Source organism: Helicobacter pylori (assembly GCF_017594925.1).
GTDB lineage: Bacteria > Campylobacterota > Campylobacteria > Campylobacterales > Helicobacteraceae > Helicobacter > Helicobacter pylori_DP.
On sequence record NZ_JAALNT010000013.1, the window covers coordinates 1 to 23,256 of the forward strand.

Here is a 23,256-nt window from a genome sequence, read left to right on the forward strand (position 1 = left end):
TTTTAAAATCTATCGCAAAGCTTATCAAAAATCCTTGCCTTTGTTGCGTGCAATAAGGAGATGGATAAAAAAATAAGTTTGTAAAACAAACCCATCAAACCCCTTGCGCTATCATCGCAGACGCCACTTTTCTAAAACCAGCGATATTAGCCCCTAAAACAAAATTAGTAGGGTCTTTAAACTCTTTAGCGGTTTGAGAGACATTCTTATAAATCTCTTTCATAATGTGGTGTAATTTCGCATCCACCACTTCAAAACTCCAAGGGTGCATGCTCGCGTTTTGCGCCATTTCCAAGCCGCTCACGCTCACCCCCCCAGCATTAGCCGCCTTGCCTATGCCATAAGAAATTTTAGCTTGTAAAAACAATTCAATCGCTTCATTGCTTGAGGGCATGTTCGCCCCTTCAGCCACGCATTTGCACCCGTTAGAAAGGAGGGTTTTAGCGTCTAAAACGCTCAATTCATTCTCAGTCGCGCTAGGAAAAGCCGCAAAACAAGGCACATGCCATATAGCATTCCCCCCTTTGGGGTAATTTTCTGTGGGGGTGTATTTCGCACTTGGTTTTTGTAGGGTGTATTCTTTGATCCTCCCACGACGGATTTCTTTAATTTCTTTCAAAAGCTCTAAATCAATGCCGTCTTTATCATAAATCATGCCATTAGAATCGCTCGCCGTTACCGGTTTGGCTCCTATTTGAAGCAATTTTTCAATGGTATAAATAGCGACATTACCGCTCCCAGAAACGCTGCAAACCTTACCCTCTAAAGAGCTGTTCCTTTCTTGCAACATTTCTTCAGCAAAATACACGCACCCATAGCCGGTAGCTTCTTTTCTGCACAAGCTCCCCCCATAAGTGAGTCCTTTACCGGTCAATACGCCCTCAAAACGATTGACTAATTTTTTGTATTGCCCAAACAAATAGCCAATCTCTCTTTCGCCCACTCCAATATCCCCAGCTGGCACATCAGTCGTGGCTCCAATATGGCGGTATAATTCATTCATGAACGCCTGGCAAAAACGCATGATCTCATGCTCGCTCTTTTCTTTAGGGTCAAAATCGCTCCCCCCCTTAGCGCCCCCCATAGCCAAAGTGGTGAGCGAATTTTTTAACACTTGCTCAAAGCCTAAAAACTTGATCACGCTTTCATTCACGCTAGGGTGGAATCTCAAGCCCCCTTTATAAGGGCCAATAGCCGAATTGAATTCAACCCTACACCCCCGATTGACTTGGACTTGATGGTTATCATCTAGCCAACACACCCTAAAAAAAATCTCCCTTTCAGGCTCAATCAAACGCTCTAAAATCGCATGCTTTTCATAGCGTTTATCGCTGTCTAAAAGGGGTTTTAAAGAAGTGATAGCTTCATAGACGGCTTGATGGAACTCTTTTTGATAAGGGTATTTTTTCTGTAAAGATTGGAGAATTTTTTCAACATACATGATCGGCATCCTTTATTGTTTTAAGTGTTTTTATTGTAACACTAAAAGGGTAATTAAGTTTTAATTTATCTTAAAAAACTTTTTAAAACGCCCACAAACCCTCTATCAAAGCCGCTCAAATCCTTGTAAAACTCTGCAAAATAACCGCAAAACTCCAAGCATTCTTTCAAGCTCTTTAACTGGTCATACCCCATTTCACAAACCAAAAAAGGGATTTTTAATCCAGCGGCTAAAAAAATGATTTCTTTTAAGATTTCATCGCCTTTAACCCCCCCAAAAAGGGCTTCGTGCGGTTCTTTGAGGACGGATTTTTCCAAAGGATAATTTCTAGCGATATAAGGCGGGTTAGAGACAAGCATTTCTATCATGGGCATATGATCCCAAAGGCGCGTTTGTTTTAAAAAAACACGCTCTTTTAAATTAAAGCGTTCAATATTTTTTAACGCCACTTCTAAAGCTTTGGGTGAAATATCGCTCGCATGAATACAAAGTTTAGGGTTTTCTAAAGCCAAACTCACGGACACGCATCCGCTCCCTATGCCGATTTCGCCTATTTCTTTTAAATGGTATTGAGAAATAATATCAAGGGCTTTTTGGACTAAAATCTCGGTTTCAGACCGTGGGATTAAAACATGCTCATTCACGAAAAAAGAGCGCCCATAAAAATCACAGCTTTTTAATAAATACTCTATGGGGCAGTCATTCAAACGCTTTTCTACCAATTCAAAAAAGCGCACCTCTTCTTCGTGGTTTAATTCTAAATAAGCATGCGTGTGCAAAAAAACCCTTTCTTTTTGCAAGACAAAGCCCAATAAAATTTCAGACTCTAATCCCCCCCTAAAACCTTTTTGCGATAATTCTTTTTTGGCTTTGTTTAGGGCTTGTGAAAGGGTCATTCAATTTCATAATCCAAAGCTTTCAAGCGCTCTAATAAGGGCGGGTGCGTGAAATGCAAGAAAACATAAAAAGGGTGCGAATGGGGGAACGCCTTATTTTCGCTCACAATAGACACTAACGCTTTGGCTAAAACCTCTTTAGAGCTTAAACTCGCCCCAAATTTGTCCGCATTGTATTCATTCTTTCGGCTAAAAAACCCGATCAAAGGCATAGCGTAAAAAGAAAATACCGGCAAAAACAAGAGCAAGATCGCAATCAAACTCGCTGGCGTTTGTGAAACATTAAAGCCTTCAAAAACGATCGGTGGCAAATGAGCGATCAAAGCAAAAACAAGAGCGAGCAAGCCTCCCATAATCCCTAAACTTTTCAGTAAATCCTTATTTTTAAAATGCCCTAATTCATGCCCTAAAATGGCTAAAAGCCCTTCTGTCCCAACTTTAGAAATCAAAGTGTCAAACAACACCACCCGCTTGTTTTTACCCAAGCCCCCAAAATACGCATTCAAACGCCCGTCTCTCTTGCTAGCGTCCATCACAAAGATGCCTTCGGATTTAAAACCCACCTTATCCATCATGCTCTCAATTTGACTCTCCAAATCCCTATTATTCAAGGGGGTGAATTGGTTGAAAAGTTGGGCGATTTTAGGGTAAAAAAGATTAGCCAAGATCATAAAAACAAACACGACAAAAAACGAGCTAATCTCCCAATGTTCCACATGTTCAATGATCATAATAAGAGTGTAAATCAACAACAACCCCACGCTTAAAGTGAGCAATAACCCTTTGAAAAAATCCTTAAAAAACAACGACAAGCTCACCTTAGAAAAGCCAAATTCCTTATCCAAATGCATGGTGGTGTAGTAGCTAATGGGTAAGGATAAAACGCTTTGAATCGCTAAAAACAACAAGGCAAACACCAAGTAGCCTAGCGTTTCAGAAAGGTTTAAATAATGCGTGAGATCTTCTAAATGCGTCAAACCAAAAAAGACCCAACCAGCAAAGATTATCCCGTCTAAAATTTGAGAAATAATGGATAATTGCATTTTCCTAATGGCATAATTTCCCGCTTCTTCATAATCCTTTTGTGGGAGTAAAACAGGCTTCTCGCAGAGCTTTTGACGGATAAATTTCAATTGCAAAATATCGCCTACAATGTAAGGAGTCGTAAAAAAGAGCAAATAAAAAATACAAATTATCATATCTATCCATATGTCAAGCATGTTCTAAACTCCTTTACCAATAAAAGTGTAGGAATTATAACAATTTTTCAAAAATTTACCATAAAATTAAATAAATATGGTAAAAAAAAGGGTTGTTTTTGAGCGTTTTTAATTCAATCACTAAAAAGCTGTGTTATCCAACTTGCTATAAAGGTTTGTCATGCCCCATTCTTTTAAAAAGCGTTTTTTAATCATTTATGCCCTTTCTACCTTGCTTTTAGTGGGGGTTTTGTTAGCGTTATTTTTCTTTTATGCGAAAAATAACCTCTTAGAAAACACCCAAATACGCATGCAATACACCGCTGATGCAATTGCTAAAAGCCTTTTAGAATTGGATAATGCCTCTTCTTTAGAGCCTTTAAAAATCTTAGAAGAACGATTCAAAAACACCCCCTTTGTCTTATTAGATGGGGACAACAAAGTCAAGTTTTCTAATATTGGGGCGTTTGTGGCCTCTTTTAAAAATGACGCGATCAAAACCCCTTATTTTGCGTTTAAAAAACAAGGCTTTTACCTCACAGACAGCACCCCAACTAACCGCTTAGGGGTTTCTAAAATCATTATTGCAGAAGAAGAGATTCAAAAAAATTTTATCCCCCTTTATAAAATGATAGGCTATGTGTTTTTGGGCGCGAGTTTGTTTGTCGCGCTAATAGCTGGGTGGCTTTATAAGATCTAATCAAACTGAGTCAAAATTACCTTTCCACCAACACAGGCTTATTTTTAAAGCTTTTGAGCGCATTTTCAAGCTGTTTTAGGGCTTCTTCTTTCGTTTGATAAGGGCCAATAAAATAATGCGTGAGGGAGTCTTTTTTCTCCATTTGGTAAGGGAAAGTTTTGAGCGTTTGCAAAAAATCCTTACTGGGCGCGTTCAAAAAAGCCCCAATTTGCAAATAATACCCTTTAGGGATCTTCGCGTCTTTTAAGCTAGGTTTGACTAAGCTTTTTTTATTCTCGTTTTTAGGCGACTCTTTTTTTAAAGGCTGGGATTGCTTAATAGCAATCTCTTGCTTATGGGCTTTTTTGATTTTTCTTTTCACCTTTTTGCTTTCTATATAAAAATCATATAAATCATGGATTCTTTGCTTCACATAAGCTTCATAGCAATTCTTATAAATCGGGCTATTTTCAATAGAAGCCTTGGGGCTTATTAGCATAACCAACGCCACGCATTCTTCATGGGCGACTTTGAGCCATTCTTCTTCGCTCTGCTCCAGGATTTCTTTGATTTTGGGGAACTCATACTGCGTGCTTTTTCCCATATTGTCTAACATTTTAATCAGATCTTCATAGGCTTGATCGAGCCTTAATTGGATAGGGGGTGAATTTTTGGGCGTATTTTGAACGCTTTTAGGATCGGCTTTTTTATCTTCTAAACCAACAACGCTTCTTAAAAAGAGAAAAACCAACAACAGAGTCATTTTTAATATACTTTTTTGCATTCACCACTCCCATGTCAAGCTTTCTGTCTTGTTGCTTTATGGTAATCAAAAATAATACTAAATACCGCCATAAGAATTGTTTAAAACATGGGGTTTTAGTTACTTTATTTTATAGTAAAAGCCATTGCCTTAAGGGGATAGGGGTATTTTGCGATAATTTAATAGCTTTGATATAATAACTTTTAAAAACCATGAAAGGCTTATGATGCAATCTTTAAGTTTATTGAACCAGTTGGGCGCTAAAATTGATGAATTGATTGAAAAAATCCAAAAACAAGAAGAAGAGTTGAACGCTTTACGACAAGCAAACACCACCCTAAATGCGCAAAATGAAGAAAAAGACATTCAAATCGCTATTTTATACGATGAATTGAGTGCTAAAGATAAGGGCATTCAAGGTCTTTATGACAAAATCTCTGATTTATTGTCATAAACCATTAAAAACATGTCTTTAGAAAACGATAGCTTAGAAATCACTTATTTGGGCAAACGCTATAAAATCTCTCTCAACAACACCTTTAGCGATGAGATGAAACGCACCCTAAAGGAGCGTTTCCATAATCAAGAATTAAACGCATTAGAGCTTTTAAAGGATTATTTGCATGAAAGTTGTCAAAACGAGTATTTGCACAATGAACTCCAAAAGCTTTTAGAAAAAATCTCATCATGTTCTATCACTTAATCGCTCCTTTAAAAAATAAAACCCCCCCTTTAACTTACTTTTCTAAAGAACGACACCTTAAAGGAGCGTTAGTCAATATCCCTTTAAGGAATAAAACGCTTTTGGGCGTCGTTCTTGAAGAAGTTTCAAAACCCTCTTTTGAATGCCTAGAATTGGAAAAAACCCCTTATTTTTTACTCCCCTTTCAAATAGAGCTCGCTGTATTTATCGCTCAATATTACTCGGCTAATCTTTCTTCAGTCTTAAGCCTTTTCACCCCTTTTAAAGAATGCGATTTAGTGGGGTTAGAAAAAATTGAGCCTACCCTCAATGTTTTAAGCCAAACGCAAACCAACGCCTTAAAAGAATTGCAAAAACATTCAGCAAGCTTGCTCTTTGGCGATACGGGCAGCGGGAAAACCGAGATTTATATGCATGCAATCGCTCAAACTTTAGAGCAAAAAAAAAGCGCTTTATTGTTAGTGCCAGAAATCGCCCTCACCCCTCAAATGCAACAACGCCTTAAAAAAGTTTTTAAAGAAAATTTAGGCTTATGGCATAGCAAACTCTCTCAAAATCAAAAAAAACAATTTTTAGAAAAGCTTTATTCGCAAGAAATCAAATTAGTGGTAGGTACACGAAGCGCGTTGTTTTTGCCCCTTAAAGAGCTGGGTTTAATCATTGTAGATGAAGAGCATGACTTTTCTTATAAGTCTCATCAAAGCCCTATGTATAACGCTAGGGATTTATGCTTGTATTTATCCCATAAATTCCCTATTCAAGTGGTTTTAGGCTCTGCTACGCCAAGTTTGAATAGTTACAAACGCTTTAAAGATAAGGCTTTAGTGCGCTTAAAGGGGCGCTACACCCCCACGCAAAAAAACATTATTTTTGAAAAAACGGAGCGTTTTATCACGCCCAAACTCCTAGAAGCGCTGCAACAAGTGATAGACAAGAACGAGCAAGCCATTATTTTTGTGCCTACAAGGGCTAATTTCAAAACCTTGCTGTGCCAAAATTGCTATAAAAGCGTTCAATGCCCTTTTTGCAGCGTGAATATGAGCTTGCATTTAAAAACCAACAAACTCATGTGCCATTATTGCCATTTTTCAAGCCCTATCCCTAAAATTTGCAACGCGTGTCAAAGCGAAGTTTTAGTGGGTAAAAGGATAGGCACCATGCAAGTGTTGAACGAGTTGGAAGGCCTTTTGAAAGGCGCTAAAATAGCGATTTTGGATAAAGATCACACCAGCACGCCAAAAAAACTCCACAATATTTTAAACGATTTCAACGCTCAAAAAACGAATATCTTAATCGGCACTCAAATGATAAGCAAAGGGCATGATTACGCTAAAGTGAGTTTGGCGGTTGTTTTAGGCATAGACAATATCATTAAATCTAATAGTTATAGGGCTTTAGAAGAAGGCGTGTCGTTACTTTATCAAATCGCTGGGAGGAGCGCTAGGCAAATTTCTGGCCAAGTGTTCATTCAAAGCACCGAAACCGATCTATTAGAAAATTTCTTAGAAGATTATGAAGATTTTTTACAATACGAATTGCAAGAAAGGTGCGAACTTTATCCGCCTTTTTCAAGGCTGTGTTTGTTGGAGTTCAAGCATAAAAACGAAGAAAAAGCCCAACAATTGAGCCTAAAAGCCTCTCAAACCCTTTCTTCGTGTTTAGAAAAGGGCGTAACGCTCTCTAATTTCAAAGCCCCCATTGAAAAAATCGCCTCTTCTTACCGCTACCTGATTTTATTGCGTTCCAAAGACCCTTTAAGCCTAATCAAAAGCGTGCATGCGTTTTTAAAAACCGCCCCTAATATCCCTTGCAGCGTGAACATGGATCCTGTGGATATTTTTTAAAAACTCATGTTTTATATATTTATTGTTTCAAAAAACTCATGTTTTTCTGGCGGCTAACAGCGTGAAATTCACCCATTTAAACAGCGCTTCTACATGCTTAAACCCCACGCTTTCTAAAAGCGCGATATTTTCTTTTAGACTATAAGGCACAAGCACATTTTCTAACGCTTCCCTTTTGAAAGCGATTTCATTGTGGCTGTAGCCTTGATTTTGTTTATAAAGGTAGTATAGCTCTATCATTTGCTTGTCTAATATCCGATCTTCGCTCATGATCTTTTCGCCCACCAATAAAACCCCATTCAACGAAAGGCTGTTATAAATCTTTTTAAGCAGCACCTTTCTTTGCATGGGGCGGACAAATTGCAACACAAAAAGCAATGAAAACGCACTCGCTTCTTTAAACTCAACCTCTAAAAAATCCATGCATTCAAAACGGACATTGTTAAAATCTTTTAATTTTTCTTGCGCTTTTTTAAGCATGGGCATGGAATTGTCAATCCCTACAAGCTCAATATCTTGTTGGATTTGTTGGTTAAGCGCGATAAAAAAGTTCCCAGTAGAACAGCCTAAATCATAAATCAAGGGCTTAGACAAGGACTTAGGCAAGGACTTAGGATAGATATTTTCTTTTAAATTTTGAGCGATAAAATACGCCCCTAGATTCAACATTTCATGATAGTAAGGAATGGAACGCTCTAGCATGTCGTCAAAAACATGGGCGACTTTCTCATCAAAGCAAAAGCGTTTGTTTAGAGATTTGTTAAACAGAGTGTCTTTCATTCAAAAAAGAAGCGTGGTTTAAAAACCTTTAAACCACTCTATGCAAAATAACGCTTAAGCTTTTTTATGCACCAACTCATTGATGTAGTAATCCACTGAGCCTAAGCCTTCTTTTTTCGCCCATTCATAGCATTGAGAGACGAAATGCCAATTGACATGCCCATAGAATTTTTCCAAATACACAGGGCGTGCATTTTTGTGGTCAATATAATAAGCATGCTCCCACACATCCACCACTAAAAGCGGCACTTTTTTATCCGTAACTGGGGTTTGAGCGTTGCTGGTTTGAATGATTTCAATTTTTTGAGTGTCTAAATTATACGCTGCCCAATTCCAACCAGAGCCAAACAAAGTGGTCGCACTCTTAATGAAGTCTTCTTTAAATTTTTCCAACGATCCGAAATCTTTTTCTAAAGCCCCTTTTAACTCATCGCTTAGGGCAGTCGCTTTGGGGCTTAGGCAATCCCAATAAAAATCGTGGTTGTAAATTTGAGCGGCGTTATTAAACACGCCTCCGCTAGATTTTGTCAAAATAGCGAACAAAGAACTTTTCTCAAAATCCGTGCCTTTGATTAAGTTATTCAAATTATTCACATAAGTTTGGTGGTGTTTCCCATGGTGGAAATCAAACGCCACAGGGCTTAAAAAATCTCCCATGCTGTCTTTAGCAAAAGGCAACTCTCGTAATGTAAACATGTTTTCTCCTTGTGATTAGATAGCCGTATTGTAATCATTTTTTAATACTTTTTGGTAAATCTTTTCTTAAAAATGGATCGTTATGCAAATTTTGTGGATTTTAAGGGGTTTTTTAAAATGAAAACGACTTTTTAAACAAATTCTTTTTAAATTTGTTAAAAGTTAATCTTAATGGACTATTATTCTAACGCAATATAGCAATTCAATTAGAAAGGATTTAACCATGCAAAAAGTTACTTTTAAAGAAGAAACATATCAGTTAGAAGGGAAACCCTTAAAAGTGGGCGATAAAGCCCCTGATGTGAAATTGGTCAATGGCGATTTGCAAGAAGTCAATTTGTTGAAGCAAGGCGTACATTTTCAAGTCGTTAGTGCGCTTCCTAGTTTAACCGGATCGGTTTGTTTGCTCCAAGCCAAACACTTCAATGAGCAAGCCGGCAAACTGCCTTCTGTGAGTTTTAGCGTTATTTCTATGGACTTGCCTTTTTCTCAAGGGCAAATTTGCGGTGCTGAAGGCATTAAGGACCTAAGAATCTTAAGCGATTTTAGGTATAAGGCTTTTGGGGAAAATTACGGCGTGCTGTTGGGCAAAGGCTCTTTTCAAGGCTTACTCGCTCGATCGGTGTTTGTTCTTGATGATAAGGGAGTGGTTATCTATAAAGAAATCGTTCAAAACATTTTAGAAGAGCCCAATTATGAAGCGCTTTTAAAAGTGTTGAAATAGGAAATCCTTAAAAGGAGGGGGCTACAATTTAGTGAATCTCAACGCAAAAAGCCCCACTTGTTAAAAAGCGTTGGTGATAAAGACTAAAAAATAAAAAGTTCTTTTTAATCCGTTTAAAAAAGTTTCACGCTGTTTTTAAGAGAAAAGATTAAAAAAGACTCTATTTTCAATCAAACATTATCGCTTGATTTTAATCAAGCTTTTTAACGGGATAAGTCTTTCTCAAAGCCCATAGGGGCTATGGATAAACTAAAATTTTTAAAAGTCTTTCTTTAAGATTTCTTCCACTCTTAAAATGGTTACGAGTCTGTCGTTTTGTTTCCCAATACCATAAGTTAAATTATTGTTATCGCTCAAAGTCTCTGGCACCGGGTCAATATCCGTTTGCTTGATGCGAATGGCTTCAGTTAAGCGATCAATGAAAAATCCAGCGATCTGATCGTTATGGCGCACCACCAAATAACGAGTGTCTTTGTTTTGCTTTTCAGCTTTCAAGCCGAATTTTAAACGCAAGCTGATCAAAGGGAAGACATTGCCCCTTAAGTTGAACACGCCAAGCACATAGTTTGGGGTTTCAGGGACTCGCGTGTAACCAATGGGTTTGACGATTTCTAAAATATTCAAAATGGGAATGGCGTATTCTTCATCGCCAATAATAAAGCCAATGAATTGCAAAATTTCTTCATTGTCTTCTTGTTTAGAACCTGCATTAGCTTCTTTTTGTCTTTCAAATAAATCTTTCAATTGATTGCTCACGATTCGCCTCCTTCTAATTTAATACTGCGCTTCACTACGGTGGTTAAATACTCACCGCTATAAGGTTTGGTGATGTATTCAGTCATGCCGGATTCAACGCCACGCATCCTATCGGTTTTAGTTACCCGACTGGTTACTGCGATCAAGGGCAGGTTTTTGAATTTATTGTATTTACGCACTTCGGAAGCGAAAGTGTAACCATCCATTTTAGGCATCTCAATATCTACTAAAATAGCGTCCGGAATCTTATCGCCATTTTTAAGCATCTCTAAGCCCTCTAAGCCGTTAGTCGCCTCTAAGAGCGTGATACCTAATGGTTTCAAACATTTGCGGATAATCGCTCTGTCCGTGCTGCTGTCATCAATCGCTAAGACAATATAATCGCTAGGGGAATTTTTGCTCTTCGTGTTTTCGGATTCGTTCATCAAGGTAGTGATATTGACCTTGATGCTTTTTGCCATATCCATCATCGCTCCCACATCTACAATAAGAGTGATTTTCCCATCGCCTCTCACCGTAGCGCCAGCAATGCCTCTAGTGTTTTTAAGATAGTAACCTAAAGATTTGATGACCACTTCTTCTTGACCGATTAAATAATCCACGATCACGCCAATTTTTTGATCAGCCAAACCAATGATGACCACATACACATCTGAGTTGGATTCCAAAATAGCATCCACTTTAAAAATATCAGAAAGGCGCACCAAAGAAAGCACCTCATCTCTTAAGCGCAACACGCTTTTGCCATCAACGGTGTAAATTTCATCTTGGCTGATGCGCACGGTTTCTAAAACTGAAGAAAGCGGGATAGCGTAATATTCTTCTTGAACGCCCACGAGTAAAGCTTGAATGATAGCCAGAGTGAGAGGGATTTTAAGCTTTTGAGTCGTGCCTACCCCCACTTCTGAATCGATTTCAATGATCCCATTAAGCTTTTCAATATTGGTTTTCACCACATCCATGCCCACGCCTCTGCCTGAAACGTTAGAAACGACTTTTGCGGTAGAAAAGCCTGGCTTGAAAATGAGGTTAAACGCTTCCCTATCGCTCATGCCTTCAGCGTCTCTTTCGCTAATCACCCCTTTTTCAACCGCTTTTTCTTTAAGCATCACAGGATCTAACCCCTTACCATCATCAGAGATTTTAATCACAATGTGATTGCCCTCATTATACGCGCTCAATTGCACTTTACCGGTTTCAGGTTTGTTAAGCCTTCGTCTTTCTTCTAAAGGCTCAATCCCATGATCGCATGAGTTGCGGATAATGTGGATGAGCGGATCGCCAATCTCTTCTACAATGGATTTATCAAGCTCGGTTTCTTCACCCTCAATAATCAATTCAATGCTCTTGCCTAATTCCCGGCTCAAATCCCTTACCATGCGAGGGAATTTATTGAACACCTTGCCCACTGGTTGCATCCGGGTTTTCATCACCGCAAGCTGCAAGTCTGTCGTTACCGCTGAAATAGAAGAAACCACCTGGTTTAATTCCTCTAAAAACTTTTCCCCATCATAGCGTTCTTCCACATCGCCATAAATCCTGATCAAGCGATTCTTTCCTAACACAAGCTCACCGATTAAATTCATCAAGTGATCCAAGCGGCGCACATCCACCCTAACGGTTTGCTCCACGCCAATAGAGGGGGCTTTATTTTCTTCAGTATCGGCTTTAGCCTTAGCTTTAGTTTCTGTTTTAGGGGCTTTGGGGGTTTCTGTTTTTGGGGGTTCTTTTGTTGGGGTAACTTCTTGTTTGGCTTCTTGCTTTTTTTGAGCTCTTCGTTCTTTATCGGCCTCTTGGCGTTTGTTAAGCAGGCGTTCAATTTCCGCTTCCACTTCTTCAGTGCTCATGTTGGCGTAATCCAAATCCGGCTCATCGGCTAGTGGGTTATCGCTTGTAAGGTTTTCTGTAATAGGGGCTTTTGTTTCTGTCTGATTTTCTTTCGCTTCTTTTTTATTTTCTTCTTTTACTTTTTTTTCTGGGGCTTCTTTAGTCCCTGAAGTTTCTTTAGCGCCCTCTAAATTTTGGCTCGTAATGGCTTGAAGCTTTTTGACTACTTCTTCAATCTCGTTTTCCTTGCCGTTATTAGTATCCGATCCGGTGTCTCTAATCGTTACGAGTAAGGTTTTCATCAAATCAATGGAACGCAACACGACATCCATGATATCCGGCGTGATCTTGATTTCGCCCTTTCTGGCGCGATTCAAGACATCTTCCATGTTGTGCGTGAGGTGCGTGAGAATATTAAGATTCAAAAACGAGCTAGAGCCTTTAATGGTGTGGGCGACTCTAAAAATGCGATTGAGCAAGTCCAAATCTTCAGGGTTATGCTCTAATTCCACTAAATCCTGATCCAACTGCTCGTTCATTTCAAAGGCTTCAATCAAGAAGTCTTCCATTATTTCTTGCAAATCATCCATTTAAACCCCTTTTTAGCGTTTGAGATAAGAGTATTTTACAATTTTATAAAAAAAATTACGCATTCTTGTCTAAAATCTTAGAAATTTCTTCGGTGAATTTTTCTGCATCAAACTTGACCAAATACGCCACAGCCCCCATTTCTTTAGCCCTTTCAGCGCTGTAATTATCGCAAATAGAAGAATTAAAAATCACAGGAATATAAGCGAACCTAGGGTCTTTTTGGAGCTTGAATAAGAAATGATAGCCATCCATTTTAGGCATTTCAACATCTGAAATGATGAATTTCAAATGTTTTCTTAAATCGTCCCCGTATTTTTTGAATAACATTTCTAATTTGTTCAGCCCGTCTTCCCCATCCACAGCTTCCGTGATGCTAAAACCCAATTTGCTCAAATGGTTTTTTAAGGTTTTTCTCGCCGTTCTGCTATCGTCTAAAAACAACACTTCGCCTTCAAAACGCTCTTTAGGGGTATCTTTGGTGTTTTTAGCGTCTTCATTAAGCTTTAAATCGTCTAAAATGCTTTCTAAATCCAAAATGAGCAGGGTTTTGTCGTTTTCAATGCGTGTCGTGCCGGTGATATTTTCTCTGTTAATGCTATTAGAAGCGCTAAAGGATGCAGGCTCCACATCTTTCCAACTAATGCGCCTGATACGCCTAGCAGAATGGACTAAAAAGCCCATTTTAACGTTGTTAAATTCAGTGATGATGACGATTCTTTCATTTTCCTTGCTTTTATCCGGGACAATCCCTATCCATTTAGCCAAATCAATAAGCGGAATGATCGTGGAGCGCAAATCAAACACGCCGATAATGTAATCTAGATTAGTGGGGTATTCAAAAATAGTAGGCATGGGGATGATTTCTTGGACTTTAGCCACATTAATGCCATAAATCCCCTCATAAGGGACGCCCTCTTGCATGCCATAAATACGAAAATCCACGAGTTCTATCTCACTCAATTTTAAATCGTTAGCTGTTTTTTCTGCCATGATTTAGGCGTCCTTATTTTGAGATGGTTCTAAAACGCTTGATGATACCTTAAAAAGGCTTTGTTCGTAATAAAAGGAAGGTAGTGGGCGATAAATAGGCGCATTCAAGGGGATTTTTGCGCTGCTTTTGAGATGAAAATGCCCCTCTATAATGCCGTCAATACTATCAATGTTAAGATCTTTAATGTAGTTTTGATAGGCTTTTAGGCGCTTTTCAATAAAGGCTTTTAATTCTTTTGGCTCTAATTCCCAAAGACGGATGGGTTTTTGATAGATGCGTTTTTTCAAAAAAGGGTATAAGGTTTTAAAGCTCGCAAAATTTAAAAAAGTTAAAAAAAATCTCGCCCAAGTGGAAGTGAGCTGCGTGATGTAAAATTCATACGCTTTAGTGGTGAATAAATCCCCATGAGCTAGTAAAAAGCGTTTGTTATCATATTGGAATAATACGGGCTGGTTTTGGCGCTCAAAAACCATTACTTTAGAATTGAATACAAAACGCATGGAAAAATCATGGTTGCCTTCAAAATAAAAGACTTGTGAAATTTCGCTTAACGCATGGATTAAATCAATGATTTTTTGCTGCTCTTTGTCTAGGGGTAAATAGCCCACAAGAACATGGAAAATATCGCCCATGAAAAAGACTTGTGGGGGTTTGGCGCTTAAAAGTTCTTGAAGCGTATGGATTAAATGAGGGCTTTTAGGCAAAAAATGCGCATCAGAGATAAAAACAGCCCCATTTTTAAGCGCATAAGTTTTTAGCATCTTACTCTTTGAACAAAAAAGAGCCAATCCTTAAAAGATTCGCCCCGCAAGCAATCGCTAATTCAAAATCATCACTCATGCCCATTGAAAGAACGCTCGCATTCTTTATTTGGTCAAAAAGCTTTTTGGTGGTGATAAAGGATTTTTCAATTTCCTTTTCATCATCTGTGTGCGCCCCTATACACATAAGCCCCTTAAGCTTGAGGCGCTTGCAAGTTTCACTGATTTGAGAATAAATTTCTAGCGCTTCTTCAGGCACCACCCCGCTTTTACTTTTCTCATATGCGCTATTAACCTGTAAAAGAGCGTTTAAATTGACGCCCAATATTTCGCAACGCTTTTCTATCTTCAAAGCGAGTTTTAAAGAGTCTAAAGAATGCAAAAGAGCGGGCTTTAAACTCAAAAGCGCATTGATTTTATTTTCTTGTAAAGAGCCTATCATGTGCCATTCAAGGGGCAAATGCTCTAAAGAATGCATTTTAATTTTTAAATCTTGAACTTTATTTTCTCCAAAAGCCCTTTGAGAGCAGTTGTAGTAATGTTGGATAGCTTCTAGGGAAGCGTTTTTTGAAACAGCCACGATTTTGACAATGTGGTGTCTTGAATAGGCGGTGCGAGCCTTTTCTATTTTGGTGATGAGAGCATCAATCCTTTGGCGATAATCTAACATAATCCTTCTTTATGGCTATTCTTTATAGATCTTCTTTGTGCGTGCTGAAAGAATGCGTGAGGTGGAATTTTTGATTTAAAGTTTCAAAATCTTTTAAAAGCCCTTTCTTTTTCAAATCCTCTATGACTTCCATGGAGCAATTGGTTTCTGTAGGCCATTCTCTAAAATGTTTATCCATAACGCCCTTATTGGTAGCGTCTATAAAAAAACAATGTTTAGAGATGAGAATATCACGCTTAGCGTCAATATTATTAACGATGCGCCATAACAGCATGTAAGGGTTGTTTAAATCGTTGCTGGTATGCTCTACAAAGATGACAATGCGTAAATGCTCTTCAAAACCGAGCAAGTTTTTAGCCAGTTCAATGACGCTTTTGTCTTTCTTTTCCACGCTAATGACGCAAATGGGGTTACGGGTGTGCGGGTAATATTGCTTCAAAAGAACGATATTTTGCATTTTATCTTGTAAAAGCGCTAATAAGGCGTTATCGTTTAAAAGCGTGGGGTAGGGGGTATTGCTTTTAGAGGTCGCATCAATACCGAGTTTCCCTCCCATAGCGTATTCAGGGCTTGCATGATCTAGCGCATCGCATATGCCTTGAGAGATAAGAATTTTTTCTTTAGAAAAATTTTCCAATATATACTCAATGATAGCGTTGGTGTCTCTTAGATTAGGAGCGTCTTCATTGACAAAAATCGCATGTTTGACAAAGCTCATCTGCCCCACACCCCAAAAAGCATGCATGACTTGCTTGGCATGAGCGTTATAGCGCGTGTGTATTTTGGCTAAAATCAAATTATGGAACACCCCATTTTCTGGCATGTAATAATCTATGAGATTGGGGGCGTTCATTTGAAGCAAGGGCAAGAACAAGCGTTCGGTCAAATACCCCATGTATTTATCTTCTAAAGGAGGCTTACCCACCACAGTGGCTAAGTAAATGGAATCTTTTTTATAGCTAATGGTTTTGACTTCTAAAACAGGGTAAGGCTCAATGGGGGTGTAATAGCCAGTGTGATCCCCAAAAGGCCCTTCAAGCTCTAGCTTTTCGCAATCCACAAACCCTTCTATCACAATGTCGCAGTCGCTTGGCACGCTTAAAGAGTTGCTTAGGCATGGCATCACGCGCACTTTTTTTCCTCTCATAAACCCATAGAGCATGAGTTCATAAACCCCATAAGGTAAGGGGGCTGTCGCGCACCATGTGTAGAGCAAATCCCCGCCAATAGCGATACTGACGGGCATTTTGACTTTAGCCTTAGCGTATTCGTGGAAAAAGAGTTGGGAGTCTTTATGGATTTGCCAGTGCAAGCCTAAATGGTTTTTATCATAAACTTGCAAACGATACATGCCTAAATTCTTTTTTTTATGATCCAAGCTTTGGGTATAGACTTGCCCCATAGTGATAAAAGCCCCGCCATCTTTTTCCCAAGTTTTTAAAACGGGTAGATCCCACAAATTGACTTCTTTGTCTTGCTTGATGATGAGATCTTTAGGGCGAGTGGTTTTTTTAGGGAAAATGTGTCTTAAATCCCATAAATCTTTTAAGACTTTCAAACTCTCAGTGAAGTTTTTAGGGGCGTCAAAGTGCAAGAAAGTTTGCATGCGTTGTTGCAGACTTTCTATGGGGGTTTTTAACAAAAGATCTAATCGTTTGAAAGATCCAAAAGCGTTCATCAAAACAGGCATGCCAAAGGTTTTGATTTGGCTATGTTCTTTTCTTATGGGTTGCGTGAATAAAAGGGCTTTGCCTCCATTAGGTTTTTTCGCTTCTATATAGGCCAGATGAGCGATTTCTAAATCCACTTCAAGGGGGGTGTCAATGACTTCTAATTCATCATGCTTTTTTAAAAGCTTTAAAAAATCTCGCATCCAACTACCTTAAATAACCACATAATGAACGCTTAAGCATGCAGGAATATTTTTAAGCTCTTCTAAAACTTCCAAAGAAACTTCTTCATCTACAATAATGAGTGCTAGGGCTTCTTTTTGCGTGTTGCGCCCCAAACGAAAATCAGCGATGTTAATGCCATGCCTAGCGAACGCATTCCCCACACTCCCAATAACGCCTGGAATATCCGTATTCCTGAATAAAAGCATTTTACCCTTTGGCTCTATATCAATATGAAACCCATCGATCTCAGTGAGTTTTAAAATATCTTCTTCAAACACCGTGCCGCTCACGCTGATCGCACCATTAGCCGCATTGAGAGTTAAAGAGAGCATGTTTTTATAGGGCGAAGCGCTTTCTTTAAGGCTAACCTTAATCTCAATGCCTCTTTCTTTGGCCACAAAGGGGGCGTTAATGTAATTGATTTTATCCCCTACAACAGGTTTTAACACCCCCACTAACGTAAAGGCTACAAGGGCATCTTTGAATTGGTTGATCTCCCCACAAAGACTAATCTCAATTTTTTGGCACACGCCTTTATGGATTTGACTGGAAAAATAACCCAGTTTTTGCACTAAATTCAAGTAGGCTTTTGCGTTTGCATCAAAAGCTTGCATGGGCAAATTCAGAGCATGCGGGTGGCTTGAACCCCTTAAAGATTCCATAACCCCTTGAGCGGCTTGTTTGGAAATTTCTTCTTGGGACTCTAAAGTGTTCGCGCCAATATGGGGGGTCGCATAAACATTGGGCAAGTCTAAAAGCTTATTATGAATGCCAGGCTCTTTAGAAAAGACATCAATGCCAAGCCAACGCACTTTTTTGGTTTCTAAAGCTTCATAAAGAGCGTCTTCATTATAAAGCCCCCCTCTAGCGCAATTGATCAAAATAACCCCTTTTTTCATGCGTTCAATCTCTTTAGCGCCTATCATGTTAATCGTTTCTTTACTTTTAGGGGTGTGGATAGTGATCATGTCGCATTGCAAAATGTCTTCAAAATTTTTTGTGTAAATGACCCCTAAATCAGTGGCTTTTGAAGAAGGGATATAAGGATCATAGGCTAAAACTTCCATTTCAAAAGCTTTTGCCCTAATGCCCACCCTAGAGCCAATATTCCCAAAACCGATAATGCCTAGCTTTTTATTTTTCAATTCCGTGCCATACCAATCTTCTCTTTTCCATAACCTTTGGTGTTTGATTTGATCGTTCGCGCAAGGGAACGAGCGCACTGCATTGATCAAATGCGCCATGGTCAATTCCACAGCAGCAATCGTGTTAGCGGTAGGGATATTCATCACTACAATCCCTTTTTGAGAGCAGCTTTCTAAATCAATATTATCCACTCCCACGCCCGCTCTCACGATGGATTTTAAGTGGGTTAGGGGCTTTAAAAAATCGCTTGTGATAGGGGTCATGCTGCGAGTGATGAGCGCATCCATAGGGATGAGTTTCTCTAAAAGCTCCTTTTTAGGGCATTTGGAATAATCATGCAAGATAATGTCTTTTTGAGCTTCTAAAATTTGAATGCCTTTAGCATGGATGGGGTCGCAAATGGCTACTTGATACATTTTTATCCTTTGAATTTAAAAAACAGCATGATAGCGTATTTTATAATAGTCTAAATCAGCTAAAAAGCGTTCTTTTTTGTTTTTGTCTAAATAGATGATGAGATTGGGTTGGTTTTTGGTGCTATCGTAAGCGTAATCAATTTGTTCTTTCTTAAGGATCTCTTTTAAGCACCACCATTGATAGTCCTTTAAATCCTTAATGATAAGCTTTGAATATTCTCTTTTTTTTTCTTCAAAAGGGATTTCAAAATGATGCTCTATAACGGGGTAATTGATAGATTCTTGTGCATCAAGGTTTTGAGAAAGGGAGTTATTGCGATCTTCTTCGTTATGAGGGGCTTTTTCATCGTTAGGGGTATTAGGATTATTGGGGCTTTCTTCTAGGTTGATTTCATGGCTTTTTGCATCTGTTTGAGAGAGGCCTTCATTGGTTTGAGAGATCGCATGTGTTTGAGAGATCGCATGAGAAGTAGCGGGCGTTTCTTTTTTAACGCTTAAAAACAAATAAGCTAAAACGCCAAGAGCGACAGCTAGGGAAATAAAAGCAACAACACCCTTAAATCTCATGCCATTCTCATGCTTTTAAAATCACTCTTTAGAGTTTTTCTTTAAGAATATCCCCTAAAGTCATTTTATCATCGCTCGTGTTAAAAGCTTGCAATTCTTCTTTTTCTTTTTTGCGCTCTAACCTATGCACAGAAGCACGCACCTTGTTGTTAGATTTTTCAATCGCAACCACCACGCATGTGATTTCTTGGCCTATTTTGATTTCATCTTTTTTTAAGGGGTTTAAATCTTCATTTTTGATCAGCACATCAATGCCATCAGCATTAATGAAAACGCCAAAATCCTTAATACTCACCACTTTGCCTTGAATCACGCTATCTGTTTTATGCTTTTGAGCGAATTCTTCTGTGGGGGAAGTCACCAAGTGCTTCGCACTCAAAGAAATCTTTTTATCTTTTTTGTTGATTTTAAGGATTTTCACTTTGATCACATCGCCAATTTTATAGTGGTCTTTGCACTTTTTATCTTTATCCCAAAAAGCGTCGTGATTGTGGAGCAAACCATCCACCCCACCCAAATTCAAAAACGCCCCAAAATCCGTTAAAGTCGCCACTTTGCCCTCTACAATATCCCCTACTTGGTGTTTGGATTCAAAAACATCAAAAGGCCTGTTAGTGAGTTGTTTTAAAGAAACCCTTAAGCGGCGGTTTTTAGGATCAATGTCAATGATTTTCACATCAATCTCTTGCCCCACGCTCAAGTAATGGCTAGGGTGGCTGACATTTTTATCCCAAGAGATTTCAGAAACATGCAAAAAGCCTTCAATATCATTACCAATATCCACAAACACCCCATAATGTTCAATATTGCTCACCACCACCTTAATGGCGTATCCGGGTTTTAGCTTGTCTTGGATCTCTTCCCATGGGTCTTCTATGGTCGCTTTTATGGAGAGCGAAAGGCGTCTTTTTTCTGCATCATAAGCGATGGCTTTGACATAGACTTCATCGCCCTCTTTGTAGTATTTCTCAGGGTTGACTGGCCCTTTATGGCTGATTTCAGAATAATGGACCAAGCCCTTAATCCCCTTAGCTTCTACAAAAATACCAAAAGGGGTGATCTGGCGCACAACCCCCAATACTGGCTCTGTAGCTTCTAACAATTCTTTAGAAACCTCAAGCTGTCGTTTGTCATTGACTTCAAAGAATCGTTTGCGAGAAATATTGATAGAATGGTTTTCCTTATCCACACGAATGATACACGCTTTAATGCGTTTGCCGATATGGTTTGCATCATTCTTTAAAGAAGAGTGCGAGCGGGAGAGGAAATACTCCACGCCTTGAGACTCCACGATATAGCCTCCTTTATTCTTGCCTACGATCTTGCCCTCAATAATGGCGTTTTCATAGTTTTCGCCCAATTCTTCAATTTTAGCTTGAATCTTTTGTTGGGAAATGGCCTTTTTGTAGGAAACACTAGGGTGTTCGCCTTTTTCGGACACATGCACGACAATGGGGTCATTTTTTTGATACATCAATTGCCCCTTTTCATCGGTGATCTCATTCAAAGCCAAACGGCCTTCTGTCTTACCGCCCACGCTCACCATGGCATACCCATCATTCTCATTGATGGAAACGATTAACCCTTCTTTGATAGTGCCTTTTTCTAGAGTTTCTTCTTTTTCTAAGAGTTTTGCGAAGTCTTCCTCCTCGTCATTAAAATACTGATCGTCTGCTATCTTGCTCATTGACTGCCTTACTATAAAATAAATATAAAATCCTTAAGGGCATTGTATCCTTTTTTGGCTTACAAAATCGTTTAAAAATTAACAATTAGCGGTTTTTTTAAAGAAAATTTTCAAAACGTGTTAAATCGTGCTGATTTTTTGCTTGACATTTTCTATAATCCAATCCGGCGTGGAAGCCCCAGCGGTAATCCCACACAATCTTTTATCCTTAAACCACGCTAACTCTAATTCGTTTTCATCTTCTACCAAGTAGCTGTCTTTGCAATGCTGTTTGGCGATGCTTAGGAGCTGTTTGGTGTTTGAAGAAGTCTTACCGCCCACGACTATCATAATATCCACTTCCTTACTCAAATCCAAAGCGGCTTTTTGGTTGTAAGAAGTAGCGTTGCAAATCGTGTTAAAAATACGCACTTCAGTGCATCTTTCCACCAAATAAGAAGCGATTTGCAAGAGTTTTGGGGTTTGTTTGGTGGTTTGAGAAACTAAAGCCACTTTCCGTTGGAGCTTTTTTTCTTGCAATTCTTCTAACGAATTGATGACTAAAGCCTGGTTAGTGGCATAGCTGATCACGCCCTTGACTTCAGGGTGGTTAATATCCCCAAAAAGCACGATTTGATACCCTTCTTTACTCATGGACTCCACAATTTGTTGGGGCTTGATCACATACGGGCAAGTCGCATCGGTGATTTTGACCCCCTTGTTTTTCAAGTATTCTAAATCCTGCTTAGGAATGCCATGGGTTCTTATGATCACGCTCTTGTTTTTAGGGATTTTTTTAGGATCTTCTTCAATTTTCACATTGAAGTTTTTTTCCAAACGATTGATTTCTTTAGCGTTATGAATGAGCGAGCCAAAAATCAAGCTGTTTTGATTTTTTTCAGCGATTTGTATCGCTCTTTTGACGCCAAAACAAAAACCATAATCCTTAGCCATTTTAATTTCCATTAAAACTCCCTTTTTTGAATTGATTGAGTAAGCGTTTGAATTGTGGGAAAGAAATGTTTGCGCATTCTAAATTATCAATTTCTAAAGGTAAAACTAAAGTTAAAATAGCGAAACTCATCGCAATCCTGTGATCATTAAAGCTTTTAATAAGGGGGGGTTTTTTTTGAGAAAAGCGCTGTTTTAATTGGTCTATATCTCCTAATCCCTCTATGTAAAACCCGTCTTCAAACTCTTCGCACTCAATCCCTAAAGCTTTGAAATTAGAAACAACCGCTTTTATCCTATCGCTTTCTTTAGATCGTAAATCTTTAGCGTTTTTGACCATGCTTTTGCCTTTTGCAAAAAGCATAGCGATACTTAAAGCAGGGATTTCATCAATAAGACTGGCGGTATTTTGATTAATAGCGATCGCTTTTAAAGGGGCATGCTCTATGTAAATATCGCCGATGATTTCTAAATCTTTGGACTTAATCGCATACTCTATGGAAGCGCCCATTTTTTTCAATACTTCAAAAGCTTCTATGCGAGTGGGGTTGAGCAAGACATTTTTTAAAAGAAGGCGGCTTTTTGGCGTAATCGCGCAAGCGAGGGCGAAAAAAAACGCGCTAGACGGATCATTGGCTATGGTAAAATCAAAGGCTTCTAGGGGTTTTTCTAGGGGTGAAATTTTTAAAACGCCGTCTTGATTTTGAATCTTAGCTCCCAAACTTTTAAGCATGATTTCTGTGTGGTTACGGCTAAGCTCGCTTTCTTTATAAGTGCTTGTGCCTTGAGCTTGCAAAGCGCTTAAAATAAAAGCGCTTTTGACTTGAGCTGAAGCGATAGGGCTTTCATAATTACAAGCTTTTAAAGGGCTCCCTAAGATCACTAAGGGGGCGAAATGGTTATCCTCTCTCCCTAAAATCCTTGCCCCAAAAGCTTTCAAAGGCTCAATGATTCTTTTCATGGGGCGTGAGTTTAGGGAATTGTCCCCGCTTAAAACAAAAAGCCCTTTTTGAGCGCTTAAAAGCCCGCTGTATAAACGCATGCTAGTGCCAGAATTGTTGCAATTTAAGATCTTGTTAGGCTCTTTTATAGCCGTTGGGGGCGTGATTTTAAAAGAATTTTTGGCGGTATTTTCCACTTTAGCCCCTAAATTTTGAGCGATTTCTAAAGAGCTTAAACAATCTTCTCCCATTAAAAAATTCCGCACAACACAAGGCTTTTGAGCGAGCAAGCTAAAAATAACGGCTCTGTGCGAGAGCGATTTATCGCTAGCGTTAATGTCAAGCTCTATCAC

Annotated in this window: 22 protein-coding genes and 1 pseudogene; 6 read left to right on the forward strand and 17 right to left on the reverse strand. The window is 38.9% G+C overall.

Features of this window, described 5'->3' with window-relative positions; all coding sequences use genetic code 11:
* Nucleotides 1-76 (forward strand): annotated as a pseudogene (locus tag G6069_RS07985) (fucosyltransferase); the annotation flags it as partial.
* 18 nt (nt 77-94) lie between these two features.
* On the opposite strand, the gene gdhA reads toward G6069_RS07985, so the two are convergent.
* The 3 genes from gdhA to G6069_RS05530 all read right to left on the reverse strand — a co-directional run bounded on the left by gdhA (nt 95) and on the right by G6069_RS05530 (nt 3,557).
* Nucleotides 95-1,441, reverse strand: a complete 1,347-nt coding sequence (gdhA, locus tag G6069_RS05520) for an NADP-specific glutamate dehydrogenase (protein WP_197293627.1) — start codon at nt 1,439-1,441, stop codon at nt 95-97.
* A gap of 65 nt (nt 1,442-1,506) precedes the next feature.
* Nucleotides 1,507-2,337 carry a peptide chain release factor N(5)-glutamine methyltransferase gene (locus G6069_RS05525; protein WP_197293628.1) on the reverse strand — a complete coding sequence of 277 codons (831 nt, stop codon included), beginning with the start codon at nt 2,335-2,337 and terminating at the stop codon, nt 1,507-1,509.
* Complete coding sequence (locus tag G6069_RS05530; RefSeq protein ID WP_180651243.1) at nt 2,334-3,557, reverse strand: M48 family metallopeptidase; 1,224 nt, start codon at nt 3,555-3,557, stop codon at nt 2,334-2,336. The genes G6069_RS05525 and G6069_RS05530 overlap by 4 nt, the downstream gene beginning before the upstream one ends.
* Before the next feature lie 160 nt (nt 3,558-3,717).
* On the opposite strand from G6069_RS05530, the gene G6069_RS05535 reads away from it, so the two are divergent.
* Nucleotides 3,718-4,236 carry a hypothetical protein gene (locus G6069_RS05535; protein WP_197293629.1) on the forward strand — a complete coding sequence of 173 codons (519 nt, stop codon included), beginning with the start codon at nt 3,718-3,720 and terminating at the stop codon, nt 4,234-4,236.
* Between the two features lie 16 nt (nt 4,237-4,252).
* Here G6069_RS05535 and G6069_RS05540 read toward each other — a convergent pair whose 3' ends face one another.
* A complete protein-coding gene (locus G6069_RS05540; RefSeq protein WP_197293630.1) occupies nt 4,253-4,999 on the reverse strand; it encodes an SPOR domain-containing protein in 747 nt (248 codons plus the stop codon).
* 205 nt (nt 5,000-5,204) lie between these two features.
* Here G6069_RS05540 and zapB point away from each other — a divergent pair, with 205 nt between their 5' ends.
* Genes zapB through G6069_RS05555 form a run of 3 tightly spaced genes read left to right on the forward strand, consistent with a single transcriptional unit; the run spans nt 5,205 to nt 7,525 of the window.
* Nucleotides 5,205-5,432, forward strand: a complete 228-nt coding sequence (gene zapB / locus G6069_RS05545; protein ID WP_001191194.1) for a cell division protein ZapB — start codon at nt 5,205-5,207, stop codon at nt 5,430-5,432.
* 12 nt (nt 5,433-5,444) lie between these two features.
* Nucleotides 5,445-5,681 carry a hypothetical protein gene (locus tag G6069_RS05550; protein ID WP_000051172.1) on the forward strand — a complete coding sequence of 79 codons (237 nt, stop codon included), beginning with the start codon at nt 5,445-5,447 and terminating at the stop codon, nt 5,679-5,681.
* A complete protein-coding gene (locus G6069_RS05555) occupies nt 5,666-7,525 on the forward strand; it encodes a primosomal protein N' (protein ID WP_197293631.1) in 1,860 nt (619 codons plus the stop codon). The genes G6069_RS05550 and G6069_RS05555 overlap by 16 nt, the downstream gene beginning before the upstream one ends.
* Nucleotides 7,526-7,561: 36 nt before the next feature.
* On the opposite strand, the gene cmoA is transcribed toward G6069_RS05555, so the two are convergent.
* Together cmoA and sodB are read right to left on the reverse strand one after the other, a co-directional pair.
* Nucleotides 7,562-8,305 (reverse strand): carboxy-S-adenosyl-L-methionine synthase CmoA, encoded by a 744-nt coding sequence (cmoA, locus tag G6069_RS05560; protein WP_197293632.1) that lies wholly within the window; start codon nt 8,303-8,305, stop codon nt 7,562-7,564.
* 54 nt (nt 8,306-8,359) lie between these two features.
* Nucleotides 8,360-9,001 carry a superoxide dismutase [Fe] gene (sodB, locus tag G6069_RS05565; RefSeq protein ID WP_000494624.1) on the reverse strand — a complete coding sequence of 214 codons (642 nt, stop codon included), beginning with the start codon at nt 8,999-9,001 and terminating at the stop codon, nt 8,360-8,362.
* 223 nt (nt 9,002-9,224) lie between these two features.
* Here sodB and tpx point away from each other — a divergent pair, with 223 nt between their 5' ends.
* A complete protein-coding gene (gene tpx / locus G6069_RS05570) occupies nt 9,225-9,725 on the forward strand; it encodes a thiol peroxidase (protein WP_187936659.1) in 501 nt (166 codons plus the stop codon).
* 258 nt (nt 9,726-9,983) lie between these two features.
* On the opposite strand, the gene cheW is transcribed toward tpx, so the two are convergent.
* From cheW to aroA, 11 genes are all read right to left on the reverse strand, one after another.
* Nucleotides 9,984-10,481: a chemotaxis protein CheW gene (gene cheW / locus G6069_RS05575; RefSeq protein ID WP_000070759.1), complete on the reverse strand. Its 498-nt coding sequence runs from the start codon at nt 10,479-10,481 to the stop codon at nt 9,984-9,986.
* Nucleotides 10,478-12,898 carry a chemotaxis histidine kinase/response regulator CheAY2 gene (gene cheAY2 / locus G6069_RS05580; RefSeq protein WP_197293633.1) on the reverse strand — a complete coding sequence of 807 codons (2,421 nt, stop codon included), beginning with the start codon at nt 12,896-12,898 and terminating at the stop codon, nt 10,478-10,480. The genes cheW and cheAY2 overlap by 4 nt, the downstream gene beginning before the upstream one ends.
* Before the next feature lie 55 nt (nt 12,899-12,953).
* Nucleotides 12,954-13,889: a chemotaxis protein CheV3 gene (cheV3, locus tag G6069_RS05585; RefSeq protein WP_197293634.1), complete on the reverse strand. Its 936-nt coding sequence runs from the start codon at nt 13,887-13,889 to the stop codon at nt 12,954-12,956.
* 3 nt (nt 13,890-13,892) lie between these two features.
* Nucleotides 13,893-14,651, reverse strand: a complete 759-nt coding sequence (locus G6069_RS05590; RefSeq protein WP_197293635.1) for a UDP-2,3-diacylglucosamine diphosphatase — start codon at nt 14,649-14,651, stop codon at nt 13,893-13,895.
* 1 nt (nt 14,652) lies between these two features.
* Nucleotides 14,653-15,321, reverse strand: a complete 669-nt coding sequence (locus G6069_RS05595; RefSeq protein ID WP_197293636.1) for a YggS family pyridoxal phosphate-dependent enzyme — start codon at nt 15,319-15,321, stop codon at nt 14,653-14,655.
* Nucleotides 15,322-15,343: 22 nt separating this feature from the next.
* A complete protein-coding gene (locus G6069_RS05600; RefSeq protein WP_197293637.1) occupies nt 15,344-17,194 on the reverse strand; it encodes a menaquinone biosynthesis decarboxylase in 1,851 nt (616 codons plus the stop codon).
* Between the two features lie 9 nt (nt 17,195-17,203).
* The gene (serA, locus tag G6069_RS05605; RefSeq protein ID WP_197293638.1) at nt 17,204-18,778 is read right to left on the reverse strand and encodes a phosphoglycerate dehydrogenase; all 1,575 of its coding nucleotides are present in this window, start codon (nt 18,776-18,778) and stop codon (nt 17,204-17,206) included.
* Between the two features lie 15 nt (nt 18,779-18,793).
* A complete protein-coding gene (locus G6069_RS05610; protein ID WP_197293639.1) occupies nt 18,794-19,345 on the reverse strand; it encodes a hypothetical protein in 552 nt (183 codons plus the stop codon).
* 28 nt (nt 19,346-19,373) lie between these two features.
* Nucleotides 19,374-21,032, reverse strand: coding sequence for a 30S ribosomal protein S1 (locus G6069_RS05615; protein WP_197293640.1), 1,659 nt, complete (start codon nt 21,030-21,032; stop codon nt 19,374-19,376).
* Between the two features lie 120 nt (nt 21,033-21,152).
* Complete coding sequence (locus G6069_RS05620) at nt 21,153-21,977, reverse strand: 4-hydroxy-3-methylbut-2-enyl diphosphate reductase (RefSeq protein ID WP_000403563.1); 825 nt, start codon at nt 21,975-21,977, stop codon at nt 21,153-21,155.
* Nucleotides 21,967-23,256, reverse strand: a complete 1,290-nt coding sequence (gene aroA / locus G6069_RS05625) for a 3-phosphoshikimate 1-carboxyvinyltransferase (RefSeq protein WP_197293641.1) — start codon at nt 23,254-23,256, stop codon at nt 21,967-21,969. Before aroA ends, G6069_RS05620 begins: the two co-directional genes overlap by 11 nt.